General features: G+C 69.1%; 12 protein-coding genes. 3 read left to right on the top strand and 9 right to left on the bottom strand.

The window, feature by feature from the left end; all coding sequences use genetic code 11:
- Positions 1 to 41 precede the first annotated feature (41 nt).
- Positions 42 to 1,010: a hypothetical protein gene (locus BGP17_RS15935; RefSeq protein ID WP_286712647.1), complete on the top strand. Its 969-nt coding sequence runs from the start codon at positions 42 to 44 to the stop codon at positions 1,008 to 1,010.
- On the opposite strand, the gene BGP17_RS15930 is transcribed toward BGP17_RS15935, so the two are convergent.
- A complete protein-coding gene (locus BGP17_RS15930; RefSeq protein WP_286712646.1) occupies positions 1,004 to 2,395 on the bottom strand; it encodes a LytR/AlgR family response regulator transcription factor in 1,392 nt (463 codons plus the stop codon). The two genes, BGP17_RS15935 and BGP17_RS15930, sit on opposite strands and share 7 nt — an antisense overlap.
- A 126-nt stretch (positions 2,396 to 2,521) precedes the next feature.
- On the opposite strand from BGP17_RS15930, the gene BGP17_RS15925 reads away from it, so the two are divergent.
- The gene (locus BGP17_RS15925) at positions 2,522 to 3,598 is read left to right on the top strand and encodes a serine hydrolase domain-containing protein (protein ID WP_286712645.1); all 1,077 of its coding nucleotides are present in this window, start codon (positions 2,522 to 2,524) and stop codon (positions 3,596 to 3,598) included.
- A 45-nt stretch (positions 3,599 to 3,643) separates the two neighbouring features.
- Here the strand turns inward: BGP17_RS15925 and BGP17_RS15920 are convergent, their stop codons facing one another.
- From BGP17_RS15920 to BGP17_RS15905, 4 genes are all read right to left on the bottom strand, one after another.
- Positions 3,644 to 4,006 carry an EF-hand domain-containing protein gene (locus BGP17_RS15920; protein WP_167300467.1) on the bottom strand — a complete coding sequence of 121 codons (363 nt, stop codon included), beginning with the start codon at positions 4,004 to 4,006 and terminating at the stop codon, positions 3,644 to 3,646.
- Between the two features lie 33 nt (positions 4,007 to 4,039).
- Positions 4,040 to 10,096: an autotransporter-associated beta strand repeat-containing protein gene (locus tag BGP17_RS15915; RefSeq protein WP_286712644.1), complete on the bottom strand. Its 6,057-nt coding sequence runs from the start codon at positions 10,094 to 10,096 to the stop codon at positions 4,040 to 4,042.
- Positions 10,097 to 10,828: 732 nt separating this feature from the next.
- Complete coding sequence (locus BGP17_RS15910; RefSeq protein WP_286712643.1) at positions 10,829 to 11,575, bottom strand: FadR/GntR family transcriptional regulator; 747 nt, start codon at positions 11,573 to 11,575, stop codon at positions 10,829 to 10,831.
- Between the two features lie 96 nt (positions 11,576 to 11,671).
- On the bottom strand, positions 11,672 to 14,545 hold the full coding sequence (locus tag BGP17_RS15905; RefSeq protein ID WP_286712642.1) for a TonB-dependent receptor: 2,874 nt from the start codon (positions 14,543 to 14,545) through the stop codon (positions 11,672 to 11,674).
- 129 nt (positions 14,546 to 14,674) lie between these two features.
- On the opposite strand from BGP17_RS15905, the gene BGP17_RS15900 reads away from it, so the two are divergent.
- Positions 14,675 to 15,709, top strand: a complete 1,035-nt coding sequence (locus BGP17_RS15900; RefSeq protein WP_286712641.1) for a sugar kinase — start codon at positions 14,675 to 14,677, stop codon at positions 15,707 to 15,709.
- A gap of 14 nt (positions 15,710 to 15,723) precedes the next feature.
- Here the strand turns inward: BGP17_RS15900 and BGP17_RS15895 are convergent, their stop codons facing one another.
- The 4 genes from BGP17_RS15895 to BGP17_RS15880 form a co-directional block, all read right to left on the bottom strand.
- Positions 15,724 to 16,497, bottom strand: a complete 774-nt coding sequence (locus BGP17_RS15895; protein WP_286712640.1) for a TSUP family transporter — start codon at positions 16,495 to 16,497, stop codon at positions 15,724 to 15,726.
- Positions 16,498 to 16,578: 81 nt separating this feature from the next.
- Entirely contained in the window at positions 16,579 to 17,457 is an 879-nt protein-coding gene (locus tag BGP17_RS15890; protein ID WP_286712639.1) for a rhamnogalacturonan acetylesterase, read from the bottom strand.
- A 36-nt stretch (positions 17,458 to 17,493) separates the two neighbouring features.
- Positions 17,494 to 18,246 carry an SDR family NAD(P)-dependent oxidoreductase gene (locus BGP17_RS15885; protein WP_167299610.1) on the bottom strand — a complete coding sequence of 251 codons (753 nt, stop codon included), beginning with the start codon at positions 18,244 to 18,246 and terminating at the stop codon, positions 17,494 to 17,496.
- Positions 18,243 to 19,538, bottom strand: coding sequence for an MFS transporter (locus BGP17_RS15880; RefSeq protein ID WP_286712638.1), 1,296 nt, complete (start codon positions 19,536 to 19,538; stop codon positions 18,243 to 18,245). Before BGP17_RS15880 ends, BGP17_RS15885 begins: the two co-directional genes overlap by 4 nt.
- Positions 19,539 to 19,540: the final 2 nt, after the last annotated feature.

The following is a 19,540-nucleotide window of genomic DNA, read 5'->3' as shown; positions in this document are numbered from 1 at the left end:
GATGGCATGATAATCGCGGAAGCGCAGTTCGGGAGTGCAACATGGGAGTGCCGGTCAAGATCCTGCTCCAGACCACGATCCCCATGATCGCGGACGATTGGAACATCACGCGTTTCTCGATGCTACGCGAACACCTGGCCGGGCTGGCCGGCGAGGACGGCATGCCCATCTTCGAAGTGACCGCGCGCAACCGCACCGCCCCCGGCGCGCCCGATCCGGTGCTCTCCACGCTCGACCGGTCCGACTATGCGGCGCTCTGGCTGTTCGCGGTCGATACCGGCGACGGGCTCACCGCCGAGGATTGCGCGGCGATCGGCCGCTTCCGCCGGAGCGGGCGCGGCCTGTTGGTGACGCGCGACCATATGGATCTGGGCTGCTCGGTCTGCTCGCTGGGCGGCGTGGGCGCGGCGCATTTCTTCCACAGCCACAATCCCGATCCCGAGCAAGACCGCCGCGTCGACGACGATCGCGAGACCGGCGACATCCGGTGGCCCAATTATCATTCGGGCGCGAACGGCGATTTCCAGGAGATCGCGATCCTCGGCGACGTCCATCCGGTACTGCGCGACCCGGATGCGGCGGGCGGGCTGATCCGCTTCCTGCCCGCGCATCCGCACGAGGGCGCGGTCGGCGCGCCGGCGGACGATCCTTCGGCACGGGTGGTGGCGATGGGCACCAGCAAGGCCAGCGGGCGCGCGTTCAACATCGCCATCGCCTTCGAGCCTTCGGAACAGGGCGGCCCGGCCTGGGCGGAATCGACCTTCCACCATTTCGCCGACTATAATTGGGATCCCGCCCGCGGCTGCCCCAGCTTCGTCGCCGAAGCGCCCGGCCAGGGTCTTGCCGCTTCGCCCGAGGCGCAGGCCTCGGTCCGCAACTATGCGCGCAACCTGGCCTTGTGGCTGGCCGGCCGCCTGCCCATCGACGAACGGGCCCGGCAGCGCGACCGCGAGCTGGACGAGGCGCTGAAGGAAACCTTTCCGGCCAGCGACCCGCCTGCGATCTACTGATCGCGCCAGGCCGCCAGCGCCGCGCGATAGGTGCGGCCGACCGGGATCGAACTCCCGTCGATCAGTTCGATCGGCCCGCCCCGGTGCAGCGCCGCGACGCTTGCGCCGTTGACGGCATGGCTGCGGTGCACGCGTATCAGATGCGGTGCCGCCATCCGCACCAGCGCACCGAGATTGACGGTGACGAGCAGGTCGCGCCCGTCGGCGAGATGGACGCGGCAATAATCGTCCTCGGCCTGCGCGCGCAGCAGGTCGCCGCTCGCGATGCGATGCTGCACATTGCCGTGCGGCAGCGTCACATAGGCCGGTACGGCTGGCGCCGGCATCGGTGCTTCCACCGGGACCGCGCGCCTGGGGAACGCGACGGCGGCAAGGAAGGCCGCGGCCAGCAGGTAATAGCCGGAATCCAGAAAGCCCGGCACGAGCGACGACCAGAGCAGCGCCAGCCCATAGCCGCCCAGCAGCACCCGCATCCGCCCCCGCCCGAGTGCCGCGCCCGCCACCGCGGCGCCCGCGCCGGCACGCAGCGCCCAGAGCGCCTTCGCATCCCAGGCCGGCAGCAACCATGCCCCGCCCACCGCCAGCGCCGTGGCCGACAGCAGCAGCAGCCGCGCCCGCCGCTCCACCAGCGCGCCGGCCAGCCATGCCAGCAGCAGCGCGCCGATCCCCGCGAGCAGCGCCACCACGAAGAGCCGGGTCACCTGCCAGGGATAGGCATAGGTCAGCATCAGCTTCGACGCCTCGGCCACCGCCTGCGCCAGCACGACGCCGCCCAGCAGCGCGGCCACGCGCCCGGTTCCGGCGAACAGCTGGAGCAGCAGGGCCGCCGCCAGCAGCCCCAGGGCGATCAGCGTCGGCAGATAGGCGCGCAGCACGCTGCGCAGCGGCTCCTGCGGCGGGCCGACCGCGAGCCGGTGCACCGGCCGGCCGACCGGCACCCAGCGATGATGCGCGGAGAACCGCACCTCGACCAGATTGTCCCCCGCGCGCAGCCGTTCCCAGGGCACCGGGAAGCTCGCGGTGAACCTGCCGGGCACTTCGCGCGCGCGATCCGGGCCGACTCGGCCGTTGACGCCGATCACCGCGCCGTTCCACCGCACCTCGGCACTCGCCATCGCCGTCACGTCGACCGCCAGCGCCTCCTCCCGCCGCGGATCGGCGATCCGCACCACGCGCCGCATCACCGTGACCGGCGCGGCGAGCGACGCGCCGGTCGGCTCGCCCCAGCCGCACGCGGCATTCGAGGGACAGATCCACCATGCCGGCGCCCTCGGCTGCGGGGCCGGCACGGGCCGGGGCCACGCCGCGATCCCAAGCGCGGCCAGCCCGGCAAGGAGCAGGAACGACGCGATCAGCGATGCGGGGACGCGTTCACCGACCGCCACGAACGCTCACCGATTGGCGGTGGCGATCCGGCGGAGCCGATCGCAGGAGTGGATGGAACGCCCCATGGCGCGTTCCTGACGTTCGCGCCGGGATCGCGCAAGGGGCCCCCAAGGGAGAATCGAGAAGTGGAGCATATCGATCGCCGCATGCTGATGGCCGGCATGATCCTGCTGCCCGTCACTGCCCGCGCCGCGCGTCTCGGGAGCGGTGCGGAGCAGGCCGGGCTCGACGCACTGGTGCGCAAATGGGCGAACGAGCAGGGCTTCAGGGGCCTGGTCGCGCTCGGCCGCAAGGGACACGCAACCGCGAGCAGCGCCCAGGGCTTCGCCAATGTCGAGATGCGCCTGCCGTTCGATCTCGACGTGCCGATGGCCATCGCCTCGATCTCCAAGCGGATCACGGCGGTGGCGGTGATGCGGCTCGTCGAGCGCGGCCAGTTGGCGCTCGACACCCCGATCGCCCGCTATCTTCCCGCCTATCGCAAGGATATCGGCGCGCAGGTGACGCTGCGCCACCTGCTCTCGAACAGCAGCGGCATCCCCAACCAGTTCGGCGCCGTGGTGCGCGCCCGGCCCGAGCTCTTCGGCAAGGACATGCCCGCCGGCGAGGCGGTTTCCCTCTTCGCCTCCGGCGATCTCGTGTTCGCGCCCGGTACGCGCTTCGACTATGCGCTGACCAACTGGATCCTCGTGCTGGCGATCCTCGAAACGGTGTCCGGCGCACGATTCCCGGATCTCGTCCGCAACCTGGTCACCGCGCCGCTCCGCCTGGGCGCCACGCGCCTCGAGCAGCTCGGCGATTCCATGTCCTACCGCACGCTCGATCCGCCCACCGTCTGGGCCTCCCCCACGGCCGATTATCTTGCGGCCGGCGGCGGCTTCTGCGGCACGGGCCGCGACCTGATGCGGTTCGCCCATCGGGTCTATGGCACGTCCTTCCTCACCGCCGATTCGCGCCACGCGCTGACGACAATCGAAGTGGCGTCCGATCATTATGCGCTCGGCGGCCGCGTCCGCGAGGTGACGATCGCGGGGAAGGCCGTGCGCTGCGCCTGGGATACCGGCAATCGCGCGGGCTATCGCTCGGTGCTCGGCCACCGGCTCGACGGCAAGGGCACGGTGGTGGTGCTCAACAACACCGGCTATTCGCAGAAGACGATGGACGAAGTCGCCGAAGCGGCGCTCCGCCTTCAGGCCGGATAGGCCGGCGCCTTCCCCCGGCCCATGTCGCCGGGGGAAGGCGCAGGATCACGGCGCTTCGTCGGCGTCGATCACGCCATTGTGGTTGGCATCGGCCTTGTCGAACTTGGCGAGATCCTCCGCCGCCAGCTCCGCGGCGCTGACATAGCCGTCGCCATCCGTGTCGAGCCGCTTCAGGCGGCGATCGACCTTGGCCTGGTCCATCGTCTCGCCGCGCTTCTCGGCCGACTTGGTCATGAAGGCGAGCAGTTCGGCCGGGCTGCCCTTGCCGTCACCATTGGTGTCGAGGCTCCTGAACTTCTTGGCCGAGGCCGCCTGGGCCTCCGCGCGGGTCTGGCCGGCCTTCTGGGCAAGCGCCTGGCCGGAGACCAGCAGCGCCGCGACGGTCACGGCGATCTTCACATTCTTCATTATGTCCACTCTCCTTGCATGCTCATATCGTGATCAGAACCGGAAGCCGGCGCTGGCCCGGGCGCCGACGCTCGAGCCGCCGCCGCCGGTCTCGCCGCGCACGCCCAGGCCGAGCATGAAGCGGCCGACATTGGTCGCGGCGTCGAGCCGCCCGGTCAGCGTGGTCCTGCCGAACTGCGCGCCGCGCGCCGCGAAGCCATTGCCGGTGTCGATGAACCGGAACATCCGCCGGGTCTCCGGATCGTCGATATAGGAGCGCCCGCCAATGTCGCCGGTCAGCGTCACGCCGCCCATCGCCGCGGTGCCGCGCAGGCCATAGCCGGCCAGGCTGGTGGTCGTCCGCGCCTTGCCGGCGATCAGCGCCGCCGCGCCGCCCCATTCCTGCGCCCGATCGAACGTCGTCGCATTGACGCTTGCCCCCAGATAGGGCCCGACCCGTACGCCCTTCCCCAGCGGCGCGAGATAGGCCAGCTCGCCGAAAGCGGTATAGCCATGACCGTCGCCCGCCCCGCTCAGCTGGTTGGCCAAGCCGCCAAAGGCCACCCGGCGATCGGTCGAGAAGGTGTTCGCCGAATAGCCGAGGCCGCCGGCGATGCGCAGGCCGTGCAGCGTATAGCCGAAATAAGCGAAGGCCGAATTGCTCACCAGCTTGCCGTCGCTGGCGCGCGCATCCAGGCGGACATCGTTGCTGGCATAGCGATAGGAGAAGCCGTAGCGCAGATTGTCGCCGGTCATCTCGATGCCGCCCGCGAGCACCCGGCGGTTCGATTCGATCCCGGCCAGGCCGTCGCGCGCGCCGGCCTTGAGCTGGCCGACATCCCCCGCCATCCATAGCGTCCGCTTCTGCTCGCGCGGCCCGTCGATCCGGCCGATCAGCTCGCGCGCCGCGTCATGCCCGTCGCGCGCCGCCACCGTCATGCCCGCCGCGAACACTTCGCCGGAAAGCTGGTCGAAGGCGCCGCGCGCATCGCCGGCGTTGAGGCCGATCACTGCGTCGAACACCCCGCCCGAGCTCTGCGCGCCGACCGCGGCGGCGACCGCCATCTGGTTCGGCGTCTGCGCCACCGCGCCCAGGCTGACATCGTTGCGCAGCAGGCGCAGCTGCACGCTCGCCGCATTGTAGACCAGCGAGGGCGTGAGGAAGGCAAGGTCGGTGACGACGCTGCCGAAACTGCCCGTCACGCTCGATCCGGAAAGGATCGTATAGGTGGTGAGCGGCAGGAAGTTGGTCTGCCCCCCGGTCAACACCGACACGGCACCGCCGTTGATGGTCACCGCCCCGGTGGCGACGATCTGGTCCGAGAGCCCGGTGGGCGAGACTTCGACCTGATAGGTCGAGCCCGCTGCAAAGGTCAGGCTGCCATTCACGTTGAGCGTGCCGATCGAATTGCCCGGCGCCACGATGCCGGAGACGGTGAGCGCGCCCACCCTGCCCGAGCCGCCGATGCGGCCGGTCGCGCCGATCGTCACCGCTCCCGCGAGCGAGCCGTTCACCACCAGCAGGCCGTCGTTGATCGTCGTCGAGCCGGTATAGGTGTTGGCGCCGTTCAGCGTCAGCGTGCCGCTGCCCGACTTGACCAGGCGGCCGGTGCCCGAGAGCACGCCCGAATAGGCGGAGGCCGCGGCGGCGTTCACGGTCAGCACGGCGCTGCCGAGCGCGATGCCGCCGTCGCCGGCCAGGCCGCCCACGGTGGTCGCGAAGTTCGCCAGATTGACCGCGCCCGGCGCCGTCACGGTGAGCGTGCCGGTGCCGAAGGCATTGGCAACGCCCGCCGTCAGCGTGCCGCCGGTCACTGTCGTACCGCCCGAATAGGTGTTGGCGCCGCCCAGCGTGAGCGTGCCGCTGCCCGATTTCACGAAGCTGCCGGTGCCGCCGATCACGCCGGTGAAGCTGCTGGTCGCGCCTATGCTGGCGGCGAGCGAACCGCTGCCGAGCAGGATGCGGCCCGCGCCGCTCAGGCCCGAGACCGATGCGGCCGCGCCGTTGACGTCCAGGGTCGCCCCGCTCGCGACGCTGAGCGCGCCGCCGCCGATCGTGCCGCCGTCGAGCCGCAGCGTGCCGGCCGAAACCGTCGTCGCCCCGGCATAGCTGTTCGCGCCGGCCAGGGTGAAGGTGCCGCTGCCCGTCTTGGTGAGCCCGCCGCTGCCGCTGATCGTGCCGGCATAGCGCGTGTCGGCATTGCCGCCGCCGGTGGTCAGGCTGCCGCCCGATAGCGTCACGCGGCCATCGCCCGCCAGGCTGGCCACCGTCTGCGAGGCGGCGAGATCGAGCGTCGCGCCCGCCGCGATCGTCACATTGGTGCCGCTGGGCAGCGCGCCGTCCACGCCCGCGCGCAACGTGCCACCGGCGATGCCGGTGGCACCCGCATAGCTGTTGGCGCCGCCCAGGATCAGCGTGCCGCCATCGAGCTTGCTGATCCCGCCGGCGCCGCCGATCCCCGCGCCGATGGTCGCGCGCACGCCCGGATCGACACGGATATTGGTCTGCGCATCGGCCAGGCTCAGGCTGCCCGTGCCCGCGACGATCGCATAGCCATCGGTCATGAACTGCATGCCGGTCACGCCGATCGCGCCGTCGACGGTGACGGTGCCCGCCGCGCCCTGGAACACGGCGAAGCGGCTGCCCCAGCTGTCGTTCGCCGTGCCGTTCGCGTTGGTCCAGTTGGTGCGCGTCCCGGTCCAGCTGCCCGAACCGCCGCCGACCGCGCCGTTCGCGATGGTGCCGGCACCGTCCCAGAACTGAATCTCGGGAACGATATTGTCATAGACCAGATTGACCTGCTGCCCGACCGAGGTCTGCAGGTTGATGTGCGGTGCGTTCGCGCCGGCCGGCAACGTGCCGATCGTCAGGCCGTTGTCGATGAGCGTGCCGCTATAGTCGATCAGGCGGTAGACGCCGACGCCGAAGCCGCCCAGGTCGGTGACGTTCAGCGTGCCGCCGAGCGTCAGGTCGCCGTTGACCTGGATGCGGTCGCTCGCGCCCGCCAGGTTCGGCGTGCCGAGCCCCATGTCGAGCACCGAGCCGGCGGACAGGACCAGTCCGCCGGTGGTGAGCGTTCCCGCCCCCGCGCCGCCGGCCGCGAGATGCGCGCCGTCGGCGATCGTCACCACGCCCGCCGCGCTGCCCGAGCCGGAAAGCGTCGCGCCGCCGGCGACGGAGACCGCGCCGGCAACGCTGCCGTCGAGCTGGAGCGTGCCGGCATTCACCTGGGTCGCGCCGAGATAGGCATTGGCGCCGCCGAGCGTCAGCGTGCCGCTGCCGGTCTTGGTCAATCCGCCATTGCCGCTGGCGACGCCGGCGAAGCTGTCATTCGCATCGAGCCCGCCAGTGGTCAGGTTGGCGCCGAGCAGCACGCTGCCCGCGCCGTTCAGGCCGCCCACGGTCTGGTTCGCGCGGATGTCGAGCGTCGCGCCGGTGGCGACCGAGACGTTGCTCGTCGCCGGCAACGCGCCGCCGCTCAGCGCCACCAGCGTACCGCCCTGCACGTTGGTCGCCCCGGCATAGCCGTTCGCGCCCGCGAGGATCAGCGTGCCGGCATCGTTCTTGATCAGGCCGCCGGTGCCCCCGATCGCCGCGCCGATCGTGGCGGTCAGGCCCGGGTCGACGCGGATGTTGGTCAGCGCGGTGTTGGTGGTCAATGTGCCACTGCCGGCGGCGATCGCATAGCCGTCGGCCATGAACTGCGCGCCGGTGAACAGGATCGTGTCGTCCACCGTCACCGTGCCCGCCGCGCCGCCGAACACGCCGAACGCGCCCGCCCAGCCGCTATTGCCGGTCCCGGCCGCATCGGTCCAGTTGGGGAAGCTGTTGGTCCAGCTGCCGCCGCCGCCCTGGGCCACGCCGTCCCCCGAATTGTCGGTGCCGTCCCAGAACTGGATCGTGGCCGCCGCCGGGGTGCCGTAGATCAGGTTCACCTGGGTCGCGACCGAAGTCTGGATGGTCATCAGGCCGCCATTGGCACCGGCGGGCACGCCGCCGATCACCAGGCCGTTGTCGGTGAGCGCGCCGCTATAGTTGATCAGCCGGTAGACGCCCTCGCCGAAGCCGCCGACGTCGTGCACGTTGAGCGTGCCGTCGAGCGTGAGGTTGCCGTTCACCTGGATGCGATCGCCGGTGCCGGGAGCGGCGAGGTCATAGTTGAGCACCGAGCCGGCGGACAGGATCAGCCCGCCGGTGGTGAGCGTGCCGACGCCGCCATTGCCCGGGGCAAGGGTGGCGCCCGAAGCGTCGAGCACGCCGCTCACCTGCCCCGCGCCGGAAAGGACGGTGCCGGCCGCCATGGTCACCGCGCCCGACCAGAGGCCGGAAAGCGCCACGCCGCCGCCGTTGATGGCGAGCACGCCGTTGGTGGTGTTCTGGCCCGAGAGGGTCAGCATGCCGCTGCCCACCTTGGTGAGGCCGCCGCCGATGCCGGCGACGCTGCCGTTCAGGCCGCGGACGACGCCCGAGAAGATCGTGTCGCCGCCGAGCCCGCCCGTGGTGAGCGTCGCCCCCGCGGTGCGGCCGGTATCCACCGTGCCGCTGCCCGAAAGATTGCCGATCGTCTGATTGTAGCCGATCTGGGTGCTGCTGCCCGAGCCGTCGACGCCGTTCAGGTCGAGCGTGCCGCCGCTGCTCAGGACCACTGCCGAATTGGCCGAGAAGCTGTTGGCGAGCAGGCCGGTGCGCAGCATGCCGGTGCCGCTGATGATCGTGTCGCCGGCATAGCTGTTGGCGGTGGTCAGCGTCAGATTGCCGCTATTGGCCAGCTGCAGGCCGCCGGAGCCGCCGATCGCTCCGGCGGTCTGCAGGTTGCGCGTGCGGTTGTAGATCAGCGTGCCGTTGTTGAGGATCGTGCCGTTCACCGAGCCGCCGCTGGTGGCGTCGTAATCGTCGAAGCGCAGCGTCGCGCCGGCAGCGATGGTCGCGCCGTTCGCCAGCGTCTGGCTGTTGATGATGCCCCAGGCGCCGCCCTGGACGTTCAGCGTCTCGAAGCCGGAGGCATTCACCAGCACCTGCGAGCCGGTGCCGGTGAGGTTGAGGATGTCGGTGACGGTGGTGCCGCTGACCGGATCGCCGTTCCAGCCCGCCAGATAGCCGTTGATCGTCGCGCCGGTTTCCACCGTCACCGTGTTGGTGACATTGGTGTTGGGGGCAGGCGCGCCGCTGAAGGTCACGGCGTTGGTGGAGGCGCCGGTGGTCGTGCTGCCCGCCGCCAACGTCACGTTGTTGACCGTGCTCAGGCCAAGGTTGATGCGGATCGCCTCGCGCCCCAGGGGGCTGGAGCCGCTGCTGACGCCGCCATTGGCGCTGCCGCTGATCGTGCCGCGATTGACGATCGTGGTATTGCCGGTACCGAACACGCCGAACGCGCCGGTGATCACGCCGGTCGCCTCGTTGGTGAGGGTCAGGGTGCCGCCACTATGGCCGCGCACGCCTTCGCCCTGGCTGGAGGGCGCGCCGTTGAGCAGGCCGGTGCCGGTGATCGTCCCGGCATTGGTGATGGTGGTCGTGCCGCTGCTCTGGATGCCTTGCGCGCCGGTGATCGATCCGCCGGCCTGATTGTTCAGCACCAGGCTGGCGGACGCCAGGCTGAACTCGATGCCCTGCGGCGCGGCCCCGCTGAAGGCTGTGCCCTGGGACAGGCTGACGATCGTGCCGGAATTGGTGATGGTGACCAGGCCCGTGTCGGGCCCCGTGTCGCCGGTCGAGCCCTCCGCGAAGCGGATCGCGTCGTTGTTCGCCCGGATGATGCCGGTGTTCACGATCGTCGCCGTGCGATCATAGAGTCCCGCGGGCGCGCTGTTGATCCCGCGCCCGCCGCCGGTGCCGTCGGTCGATTCGATCGTGCCGTTGTTGGTGACGACGACGCCGGCGCCCGTGCTCCCGTTGTTGATGTTGACCGCCTGGCTGGTGCCGGCGGGGGTCGAGATCGCCCCGCCCGCCGCCACGGTCACCGTGCCGGAGCCGCTGACGCTCACGCTGCTCGTGCGCGTCGTCCCCGCGCCGATGGTGGTGTTCTGCGCATAGGCCGTGCCGGGCAGCGCCACGAAGCAGGCCGACAGGAGCAGGCGGGTGCGCACATTGCGGGCGCGGATCGAAAAGGTCATGAGTCTTCCTCCCCATCGCGGCGTCTTCGGCCGCATCGGTCATCGCCAGTCGCCTGGCCGCTGGTGATTTCGTCGGGCCCTGCGCCGCAGGCGCCTGCCCCCACCGCCCCCCGGCGGCGGCGTGTCGGCTAGGCCGGCGTCCGCATCGTCGCTTGCACTCCCATCGCGCACCTCTCTGCTCGTTTCCGGCTCTTCCCGGCCTGGACGGACCGGTTGCGGAATTATGGGCGATAAGGCCCGATCCACCATCCGGAGTCAATAGAATGGTTAGTCCAGGATAATGATATTGGTCCGGTTATAGAACGGACATCATGACGTGACATTGGTGTGCACCGGCATTGGCGACCACGCGGTCGCACATGGGCGACGCGCAACGGCACTTGCAGCCGCATGCACGAACCCCACAGAGCACAGGGCCGCGTGTGGTCAGGCCAGTCACTCCCCAGCCGATTCCGATTGTCCGAAGCATTTGCCCGAAGCCGCCCCGATATGGCGGCCGCCCGCTAGGGTCCCGGGCGATTGTCCTTCGCGTGTTTCAGCATCCCAACCTCTCCCTGTACCGGCGCTTGTCTGTCAGATGGTTTTGGTTACCGGTGTCATACCAATAGGGCGTAGTTTTGCACGGAAGTCAAGGGACTGGTCAGGCCAACTCCGGGACAAGGGCGCGCGACATCGCACCACGGCCCGTGCGACACGATCCGGGAGCTCGGGAAACGCGCCGCGGCGCGCGGCTCAGCTCAACTGTGCGCTGATCAGGAAGCGGTTGCGGCTGGCCTCGGCCTTGCGGCGGAGCTCCAGGATCTCGCGCTCTTCCGAGGCCTTCAGCATCGCTTCGAGCAGGCGGCTGAAATGCTTGCGCATCGCCGTGCGCGCCGCCGCCGAATCGCGCTTCTTCAGCGCCTCGAGCACGGCGGCGTGCTCGTCGTGGCGGCTGTCCTCGTCCTTGCCGCAGACCGAGGCGTGAAGCGCGCAGATCTCGGGAATCTCGGTGCGCATCCGCCACAGGCTGTTGATCACGAACATGATCGCCTGGTTGCCCGAGGCGCTGGCTATGGTGAGGTGGAAGGCGCGGTCCGCCTCGGTCGCGGCGGCGCTGCCCTCCTCCGCCTCGTCCATCGCGGCCACCAGCGATTCCAGCACCTGGATCTGCTCGTCGCTGATCGTCGGCGCGGCCAGCGCGGCCGCTTCCGATTCGAACAGCGAGCGCGCCTCGGTCAGTTCGAATGCGCTCACCGCCGGCAGCGCGCCCATGCCCTGCTCGCCCCGATCGCAGACATAGACGCCCGAGCCGGTCTTGATCCGCACCAGCCCCTGGGCCTGCAGCGCGATCTCCGCCTCGCGGATCGTGACGCGGCTCACCCCCAGCCGCTCCGCCATCTCGCGCTCGCCGGGCAAGCGCGAGCCGGGAGGGAAAGTGCCCTCCGCGATCATCGCCGCGATACGCTCGGCGATATCCTGGAAGAGACGGCGTTCAGCCATGTGGATCCTCGATCAGCTTGGTCTATCTCCCAGCAATGCCCCAGACCGGCAGCATTTGGAATAGGCAATTGGTCCGCACCGCCGCACTCGCCCAGATCAGCGCAGGCGGACGCGGAAGCTCAGGAAATATTGCGGCCCGTAATATTCGACGTTCCGGGTGCTGCCGACCACCGGCATGTACTCGACGCGCGGCGCGTTGAAGAGGTTGAGCGCCTGGAAACGGATATCGGCAATCTTGCTGATCCTGTAGCTCAGATTGGCATCGAAGGTGTTGTTGCCCTCGACATAGCGCAGCTGGGTATTGTCGCTGGTGAACGCCTGATAATAGCGCGAGCGATAGCGATAGATGCCCTGGAGCGAGATCGGCCCGATCTCGTAAAAGGCCTGGGCCGAGAAGACGTGCTTCGAATAGCCGCTCAGCCCCGCCGGCGGGATCAGTCCGGGGATCAGGTTGCCCGTCCCGCTGTCCACCACGTCGCCGTAGCGGATGTCCTGGGTCTTGTAGTTCGACCAGGCGTAATTGTAGCTCAGCTTCACGCCCAGCCCGTCGAGCGGATGCGGCAGCCAGCTGAACCGGTTCGAGGCAGTGATCTCCAGCCCGTAGAGATCGGCCTTGTCGTTGCTGTTTGCCGTCTGGGTGACCGGCACGGCATAGTCCTGGCCGCCGATCGTGAAATTCTCGTCGGTGGTGATCGGGATCTTCCCGCCGCTGAAGCGCTTGTAATAGGCGGTCGCGGCGAACAGCGTGTCCTTGTTGGCATAATATTCGAACGCCAGGTCGCCGTTCCACGACATGGTCGGCTTCAGCCGCGGACTGCCGGTGGCGATGATCGAGTTGATCGCGTCGGTGACCGAAGTGAAGCCGTTGCCCACCTCGAGCGTGATGGTGCGGCCGGCGCCCAATGCGCTCGGCGCGGGGCGCGACATGGCGCGATAGACGCCCGCGCGCACCCGCATCCGGGGCGCCACGTCGAAGATCGCGTTGACGCTGGGCAGCCAGCGCATCGTGCCTGCGGCGATCCTGGTATCGGTGAAGCTGCCATTGGCGCGCAGCGAGATGGTGCCGTCGCTGTTGTTGATCACGTCGAGCCCCGAGCGCAGGCCCCGGGCGGTCACTTGCGTGTGCACGCCGCGCACGCCGAAATTGCCGCGCACCGGAATGCCCGCGAACCGCCCCGAATAGGTCGCCATCGCATAGCCGGCCCAGGTCTCTTCGGTGACGTCCGAATTCTCCACGGCGCGCAGGTCGCCGCTGTTGCCCGGATCCTCGGTGCCCAGATAGTTGCGGAACTGGCAGAGCACGTCGAAGGTGGCGTAGCCGGCGATCCCCCGGCTCGGCGCGTCGGCGAAGAAGTTGCGCTCGGGAAAGGGCGTGCGGCAGGCCAGATTCACTCGACGATCCACCGCCAGGTCGTTCTGGTCGATGTTCACGTCGTTGCTGTAGCCGAAGAATTTCCGCTTGGCCCAGCGCCCGCCGATATCGATCCGCTCGAGGAAGCCGTCGAGCTTGTAGCTCGCATCGAGCCGGGCCGAATGGATCTCGTCGTCGCGGCCGTCCTGCGAGCGGGTCAGCCGGGCATCGTCGCTGAACACGTCATGGTCGGTCGGATCGAAGCGCGGATCATAGGTGAAGGCCGGCAGGAAACTCTGCGTGAAGTCGACATGATAGGGGATGCGCTGGTTGTTGATCGGCGTGCGCACGCCATAGATGTCGAACGGATCGGTGCGCAGGCGGACCTGGCGGGTGATGTCGAGCCGCGTCGTGTGCGAATAGCCGAAATCGGCGGTCACGGTGAGCCGATCCGCCGGCTTCCATTCCACATTGCCGCCAAAGCCCAGATATTTCTCGTCGCGCCGGAACAGGCCCGACACCGTCTGCATCGTCGCCGAACCGTCGGCCGAAAGCATCTGGTGGTTGTCGCCGACCACGACGTTGTGAAGGTTGTAGCGCCCCTCGGCGGTGCCGAAATCGTTGCGCTGCTCGCTATATTGGCGCCGCGAATATTGCAGGTCGAGATTGACGTCGATCGTCGGGCTCGGCTGCCATTGTACCGCACCGAACACTGCGTTGCGCAGGTCCGACGTGATCATCTGACGATAGAGGTACGAGTTGGAGGCATGATAATAGGGCGTGCCTGCATTGCCCTGCTGGCGCGTCACTTCGGTGCAGTTGGTGGTAGAGACCAGGGCGGCGTTGCAGGTGAACCAGGTCGTACTGGTATAGAAGCGCTCGACCGGATCGTTCACGTCGTTGCGCTGATAGCCGATCGAGATGCCGAGCCTGCCCAGCGCGCCGATATCGAACTGGTCGATATAGCTTGCCGTCGCGCGGTAGCCATAGGGGCTCCGGCCGGCGATCCGGTCCTGATAGGGATTGAGGTTGCCCTTGATCTCGGCCTGGATCTGGCGGCGCTTGTGGTCGAGCGGCTTGCGCGTCTCGAGCTCGATCAGGCCGGCCACGCCGCCCTCGATCAGGTCCGCCTGCTGCGTCTTGTAGATCTTGATCGCGTTGAACAGCTCGGACGGGAACTGGCCGAAATTCACTGCCCGGTCGCCCGAGCCGTTGGTCGCCTCGCGCCGGTTCAGCGTCGTCATGCTCAGGCCCGAGCCGAGGCCGCGGATCGAGACTTCGGTGGGACCGTAATTGGCACGGTCGATCGAAGCGCCGGTAATCGTCGCGATCACTTCGCCGACCGACTGGCCGGGCAGCTCGCCGATCTCCTTCGACGACACCGCATCGACGATCGCGTCCGAATCGCGCTTGGACTGGATCGAAGTCTGGATCGTCTCGCGGATGCCGGTGACGACGATCCGATCTTCCCGGCTCTGCTCCGTCTCGGGCGTGCCCGCCGGGGCGGGCGCGCCGTCCTGGGCCTGCGCCGGCACCGCCGCCAGTGCCGTGGCGATCGATACGCCCGCCAGCAACAGCGCGCGCGCGCGCACGCACGCCCGGATCGAGACCATAGCCATTCGAATCCTCCCCGATTGTATTCTTATACCAATTCTATGAACCTGTGGTGCGAATGATGTCAATGTTATCTTGATACCAATTATCCAATCCGCTTAGTGCGGCATCGCGGAACGGGATAGGAGGATTGGATGGCAACCGGATCGACCAGGGACGGACCAGCGCGAGTCATCGGCTTCGGCGAAGTGCTCACCCGGCTTGCGACACGGGGCCGGGTCCAGCTGCCCCAGGCGCACGGCTTCGACCTTCATGTCGGCGGGGCGGAGGCCAATGTCGTCGCCGCGCTGGCCGCGCTCGGGCACCGCACGGCGCTGGTCTCGGCGATTCCGCATGGCGGTCTTGGCGACGGCGCCTGGCGTGCGCTCGCGGCCGCGGGGGTGGATCTGGCTCCCAGCTTCCGCGCGCCCGGCCGCCAGGGCCTGTACTTCCTCAGCCCCGGCGGATCGCTGCGCCCCTCCGAGATTCTCTACGACCGCGCCGGCAGCGCGTTTGCGGCGCATGACTGGTCGGCATTCGACTGGTCCGCGGCGTTCGCGGGCGCCGAATGGCTCCACGTCTCGGGCATCACGCCCGCGCTCGGCCCCGCTCTCGCCGCGGCCACCGGCGCGGCAATGGCCGCCGCTCGGGCCGCCGGCATGCGCGTGTCGTTCGACGGCAATTATCGCGCACGCCTGTGGGAGAATTGGGACGGCGAGCCACGCGCCATCCTCACCGGCCTGGTCCGCCGGGCCGACCTGTTCTTCGCCAATCACCGCGACATGACGCTGCTGCTCGACCGGCCCTTTTCGGGCGATGGCGCGGCGCGCCGGCGCGAGGCTGCGCTGGCCGGGTTCGCGGCCTTCCCGAATCTCGAATGGATCGCCTCCACTGCCCGCCAGGTCGAGACCGGCGACTGCCACCGCCTCGCCGCCCGCATCGACACGGCCGATGCCGGCTTCCAGACGCGCGAAGTGACGATACCCGGCATCGTCGACCGCATCGGCGGCGGCGACGCCTTCGCCGCGGGGGTGCTGCATGGGCTGCTCGAAGGCGTTTCGGCACCGCGGGCCGCCGAGCTGGGGCTGGCGCTGGCCTGCCTCAAGCACAGCGTGCCGGGCGACATGGCGCTGTTCTCGCGCGCAGAGGTGTCAGGCTTCTCGGGCGAAGGCGCGGACGTGAGGCGCTGACCGCGCTTCGGAAGCTAGAACCACCGCCAGATCGGGTTCGCCGGATCGGCCAGCAGCTTCACGGTCAGCGCCGCCGAAAGCAGCACGAGCAGCGGCCGCACCCCGCGCCCGCCATAGCGGATCGCCAGCCGCGCGCCGATCTGGTTGCCGGCCATGTTCGCCAATGCCATCGCGATGCCGAGCCCCCAGAGCAGCTTGCCGCCCGCGATCATCGCGAGCAGCCCGGCAAGATTGGTCGAGAGGTTGAGGAACTTGGTGTTGCCGATCGCGCGGACCAGCCCCAGCCCGGCCAGCGCGACCAGTACGGTGGTGAAGAACGAGCCCGTGCCCGGCCCGAAGAACCCGTCATAGAAACCGATGCCGGTGACGATCAGCGTGAGCCCCGTCGGCCCGATCCGGGCGTGGCGATCGGCCTCGCTCATCTTCGGGGCGAGCAGGAAATAAAGCCCCATCAGGATCAGCAGGATCGGGACGAAGGCAGTGAGGAACGACGGGTTCATGAACTGCAGCGTCGTCGCCCCCGCCGCCGCGCCGGCAAAGGCGCCGCAGGCGGGCAAGGCGAAGCGGCGGAAATCGACATGGCCGGCACGGGCATAGGTGAACAGCGCCGATCCGGTGCCGCAGGCGCTGGCCAGCTTGTTGGTCGCGATCGCCGAGACGGGCGGGATGCCCGCCGCCATCAGCGCCGGCAGCGAGATCAGCCCGCCGCCGCCCGCCATCGCGTCGATCGTGCCGGCGAGCAGCGCCATGGTGACGAGGAAGGCGAGGATGTCGGGGGTGAGGTGCATGGCCAGCCCGATAGGACAGGCGCGTCCGGGGAAAAAGAGGGGCGCGGCCGAGGGAGTCGAACCGCGCCCCAGGGACGGAGCTCAGGGGAGCAGCTGGCTGCTCAATTCGGGAATGGCGACGGCGAGGTCGTACGCGACGATCCTGGCGAACACCTTGGCGCCTGCCTCGCCGACATGGGTATAGTCGAACTTGGCGGCGATCCGGCCGCGCGGGCCGGTCTTGGGCAGTGTCGAGGACGGCGGCGCCTCGGGCGCCGGGCGCGGGCGCAGCGTGGTGCCGGCCCTGGCCGCGGCCACTTCCTCGGCAAGCGGATCGGCCATCGCCAGCTTCATCGATTCGACCGCGCCGAGCTGCTCGACGGCCCTGGCGCTGTCGCGGTTGAGATCGACGAGCGGCACCTTGTTCTCGAGCGCGACCTTGCGGACGGCATCGGCCCAGCCAGCCAGCGTGTTGTCGAGCCGGCCGCCCCGGAATTCGCGGCGCGACAGCGGCGTAACCAGTACCGGCACCGCGCCCGCGGCACGCACGTCGAGCACCATCTGCTTGAGGTTCGACGGGAATTCGTCGGCGAGGTCGGTCCAGCGCTCGGCCTTGGTCGACTGGTCGTTATGCGCGAACTGGATGAGGACATATTTCCGCGCATAGCCCGCCGCCCGCGCCTCGCTCATCGCGATCTCCCATGAGCCTTCGGCGCGGTAGCTGCGGGTCGAGCGGCCGCCGCGGCCCAGGTTGAGGCACGCGACGTTCGACTTGACGTGATAGGCGCAGAACGCGGACGCCCAGCCGCTGCCGGGCGCCATGGTGGAATCGCCGACCAGGATGATCTTGTAGGCGGAGATCGGCGGCGCATCGACGCGCTTCTCCCGCTTCTCGAGCGGAGGCTGGGCCTCCGCAGCCTGGGCGAAGGCCGCCCCCGGCAGCGCCGCCAGCGCGGCCAGCATGATTGCCGTCTTCAACATTCCCCATCCTCCCGGTTGCGGCGCTTCCTCCCCCGATCAGGAGAAGCCGAGCCCGCCATTGATGTCCATGTTCACTCCGGTCAGGAACGACGCGTCGTTCGAGGCGAGGAAGACCACGGCCGAGGCCACTTCGTCCGGATGCCCTTCGCGGCGCAGCGGCGTGTTGCCGGCCACCGCCCTGCGGCCCTCGGGCCTGGAGAAGATGTCGTGGAAGCTGGTGCCGATCAGCCCCGGGCACAGCGCATTGACGCGGATGCCCTGCGGGCCCAGTTCCTTGGCCAGGCTGCGCGTGAAGGTCATCAGCGCGCCCTTGGCAGTCGCGTAGATCGCAGCGCCCGGCCCGCCGCCGTCGCGGCCGGCGAGCGAGGAGAGATTCACGATCGCACTGCCCTCGCCCAGGTGCGGCAGCACGGCCTTGGTGACGAGGAAGGCCGACTTCAGGTTCAGCTCCATGACCTGGTCGAAGAACGCCTCGTCCATGTCGGCCAGCGTCTTGCGGGCGACCATGCCGCCGGCGACGTTCACCAGCACGTCGACACGCTGGCCGAATGCCGCAACGGTCTCCGCCACCAGCCTCGACACGTCTTCGGGCCTGGTCACATCGGCCTGTACCAGGATCGCGGTGCCACCGGCCGCCTCGATCTCGGCCACGGTCGCCTGCGCGGCCTCGGCGTCGCTGCGATAGTTGACCGCGACCCTGGCGCCTTCCGCCGCCAGCTGCAACGAAACCGACTTGCCGATATCACGCCCGCCGCCGGTTACGATGGCGACCTTGTCCTTCAATTTCATGCTGAGTCCTGCTTGGTCTGGAGAGTTGCGTCCGCGATGCGCGGCACGCCGCGCCCGAGGATCAGAATGGCGAGAAGCGCGAGCGGCACGATCGCCGCGGCCAGCGCGAAGATCGGCGCATAGCCCTGGGCAGTCATCACCGGCACCAGCCAGGTCGTGATCAGCGTGCCGGCCACGGCGGCGGTGCCGCTGATGCCGGCAAGACTGCCGACCGCGCCGCCGGCGAAATAGTCGCCCGGCATGGTCTGGATGTTGTTGATCGCCACCTGGAAGCCGAACAGGATCACCGCGATCAGCAGCACCGCCGCCAGCGGGGTGGAGGCCTGGGCAGTGAGCAGCAGCGCCGGCAGCATGATCGCGCAGCCGATGGCGATGGCGAGCTTGCGCGCCGCCAGCGCGCTCCAGCCCCGGGCGATCAGCACGCCGGAGAACCAGCCGCCGAGGAGACTGCCCAGCATCGCGCCGACGAACGGCACCCAGCCGAACATGCCGATCTGCTTCACGTCGAAACCGAAGGTCTCGGCCAGGTAGATCGGCAGCCAGGAGACGAACAGCCACCAGACCGGATCGAGGAAGAAGCGCCCGAGCAGGATCGCCCAGCTCTGGCGATAGCGCAGCAACGCCAGCATCCCGGGCGCCGGCGCCGCGCCTTCCGGGGCCTCCGCCGTTGCGGGACGCGCAGCGATATGGGTGCGCTCTTCATCGCTCAGCCAGGGATGGCGATCGGGATCGGCGCGATAGACGAACAGCCAGGGGACCAGCCAGACAAGGCCGAGCACGCCGACCAGCACGAAGGTCGCCCGCCAGCCGAACGCACCGTAGAGCGCGGCAACCGCCGGTGCGGCGATGATCGCGCCGATCGCGGCACCTGCATTGAAGATGCCTTGGGCGAAGGCGCGCTCCTGCGGCGGGAACCACAAGGCATTGGCCTTGACCGCGCCCGGCCAATTGCCCGCCTCCGACACGCCGAGCGTGACGCGCAGGCAGAGCAGCGCTCCCAGCGAGCGGACCAGGGCATGTGCGCCGATCGACACCGACCAGACGGCGATCGCGATGACGAAGCCGATCCGCGTCCCGATCCGGTCGAGCAGCTTGCCGAACAGCGACTGACCCGCGGCATAGGCGATCATGAACATGGTCACGAGCAGCGCATAGTCCGCCTTGCCCGCGCCGATGTCCCTGGAAACTGCCGGCCACATCACGGCAAGCGCATTGCGGTCGATATAGTTGATCACCGTGACCAGCCCGATCAGGCCGATGACGAGCCAGCGCAGGCCCTTGACCTTGGCCACGG

This window comes from Sphingomonas sp. 67-41 (genome assembly GCF_001899725.1).
Classification (GTDB): domain Bacteria; phylum Pseudomonadota; class Alphaproteobacteria; order Sphingomonadales; family Sphingomonadaceae; genus Sphingomonas; species Sphingomonas leidyi.
Note: the sequence above shows the minus strand (reverse complement) of the source record. Positions and strands in the feature narration are given on the sequence as shown.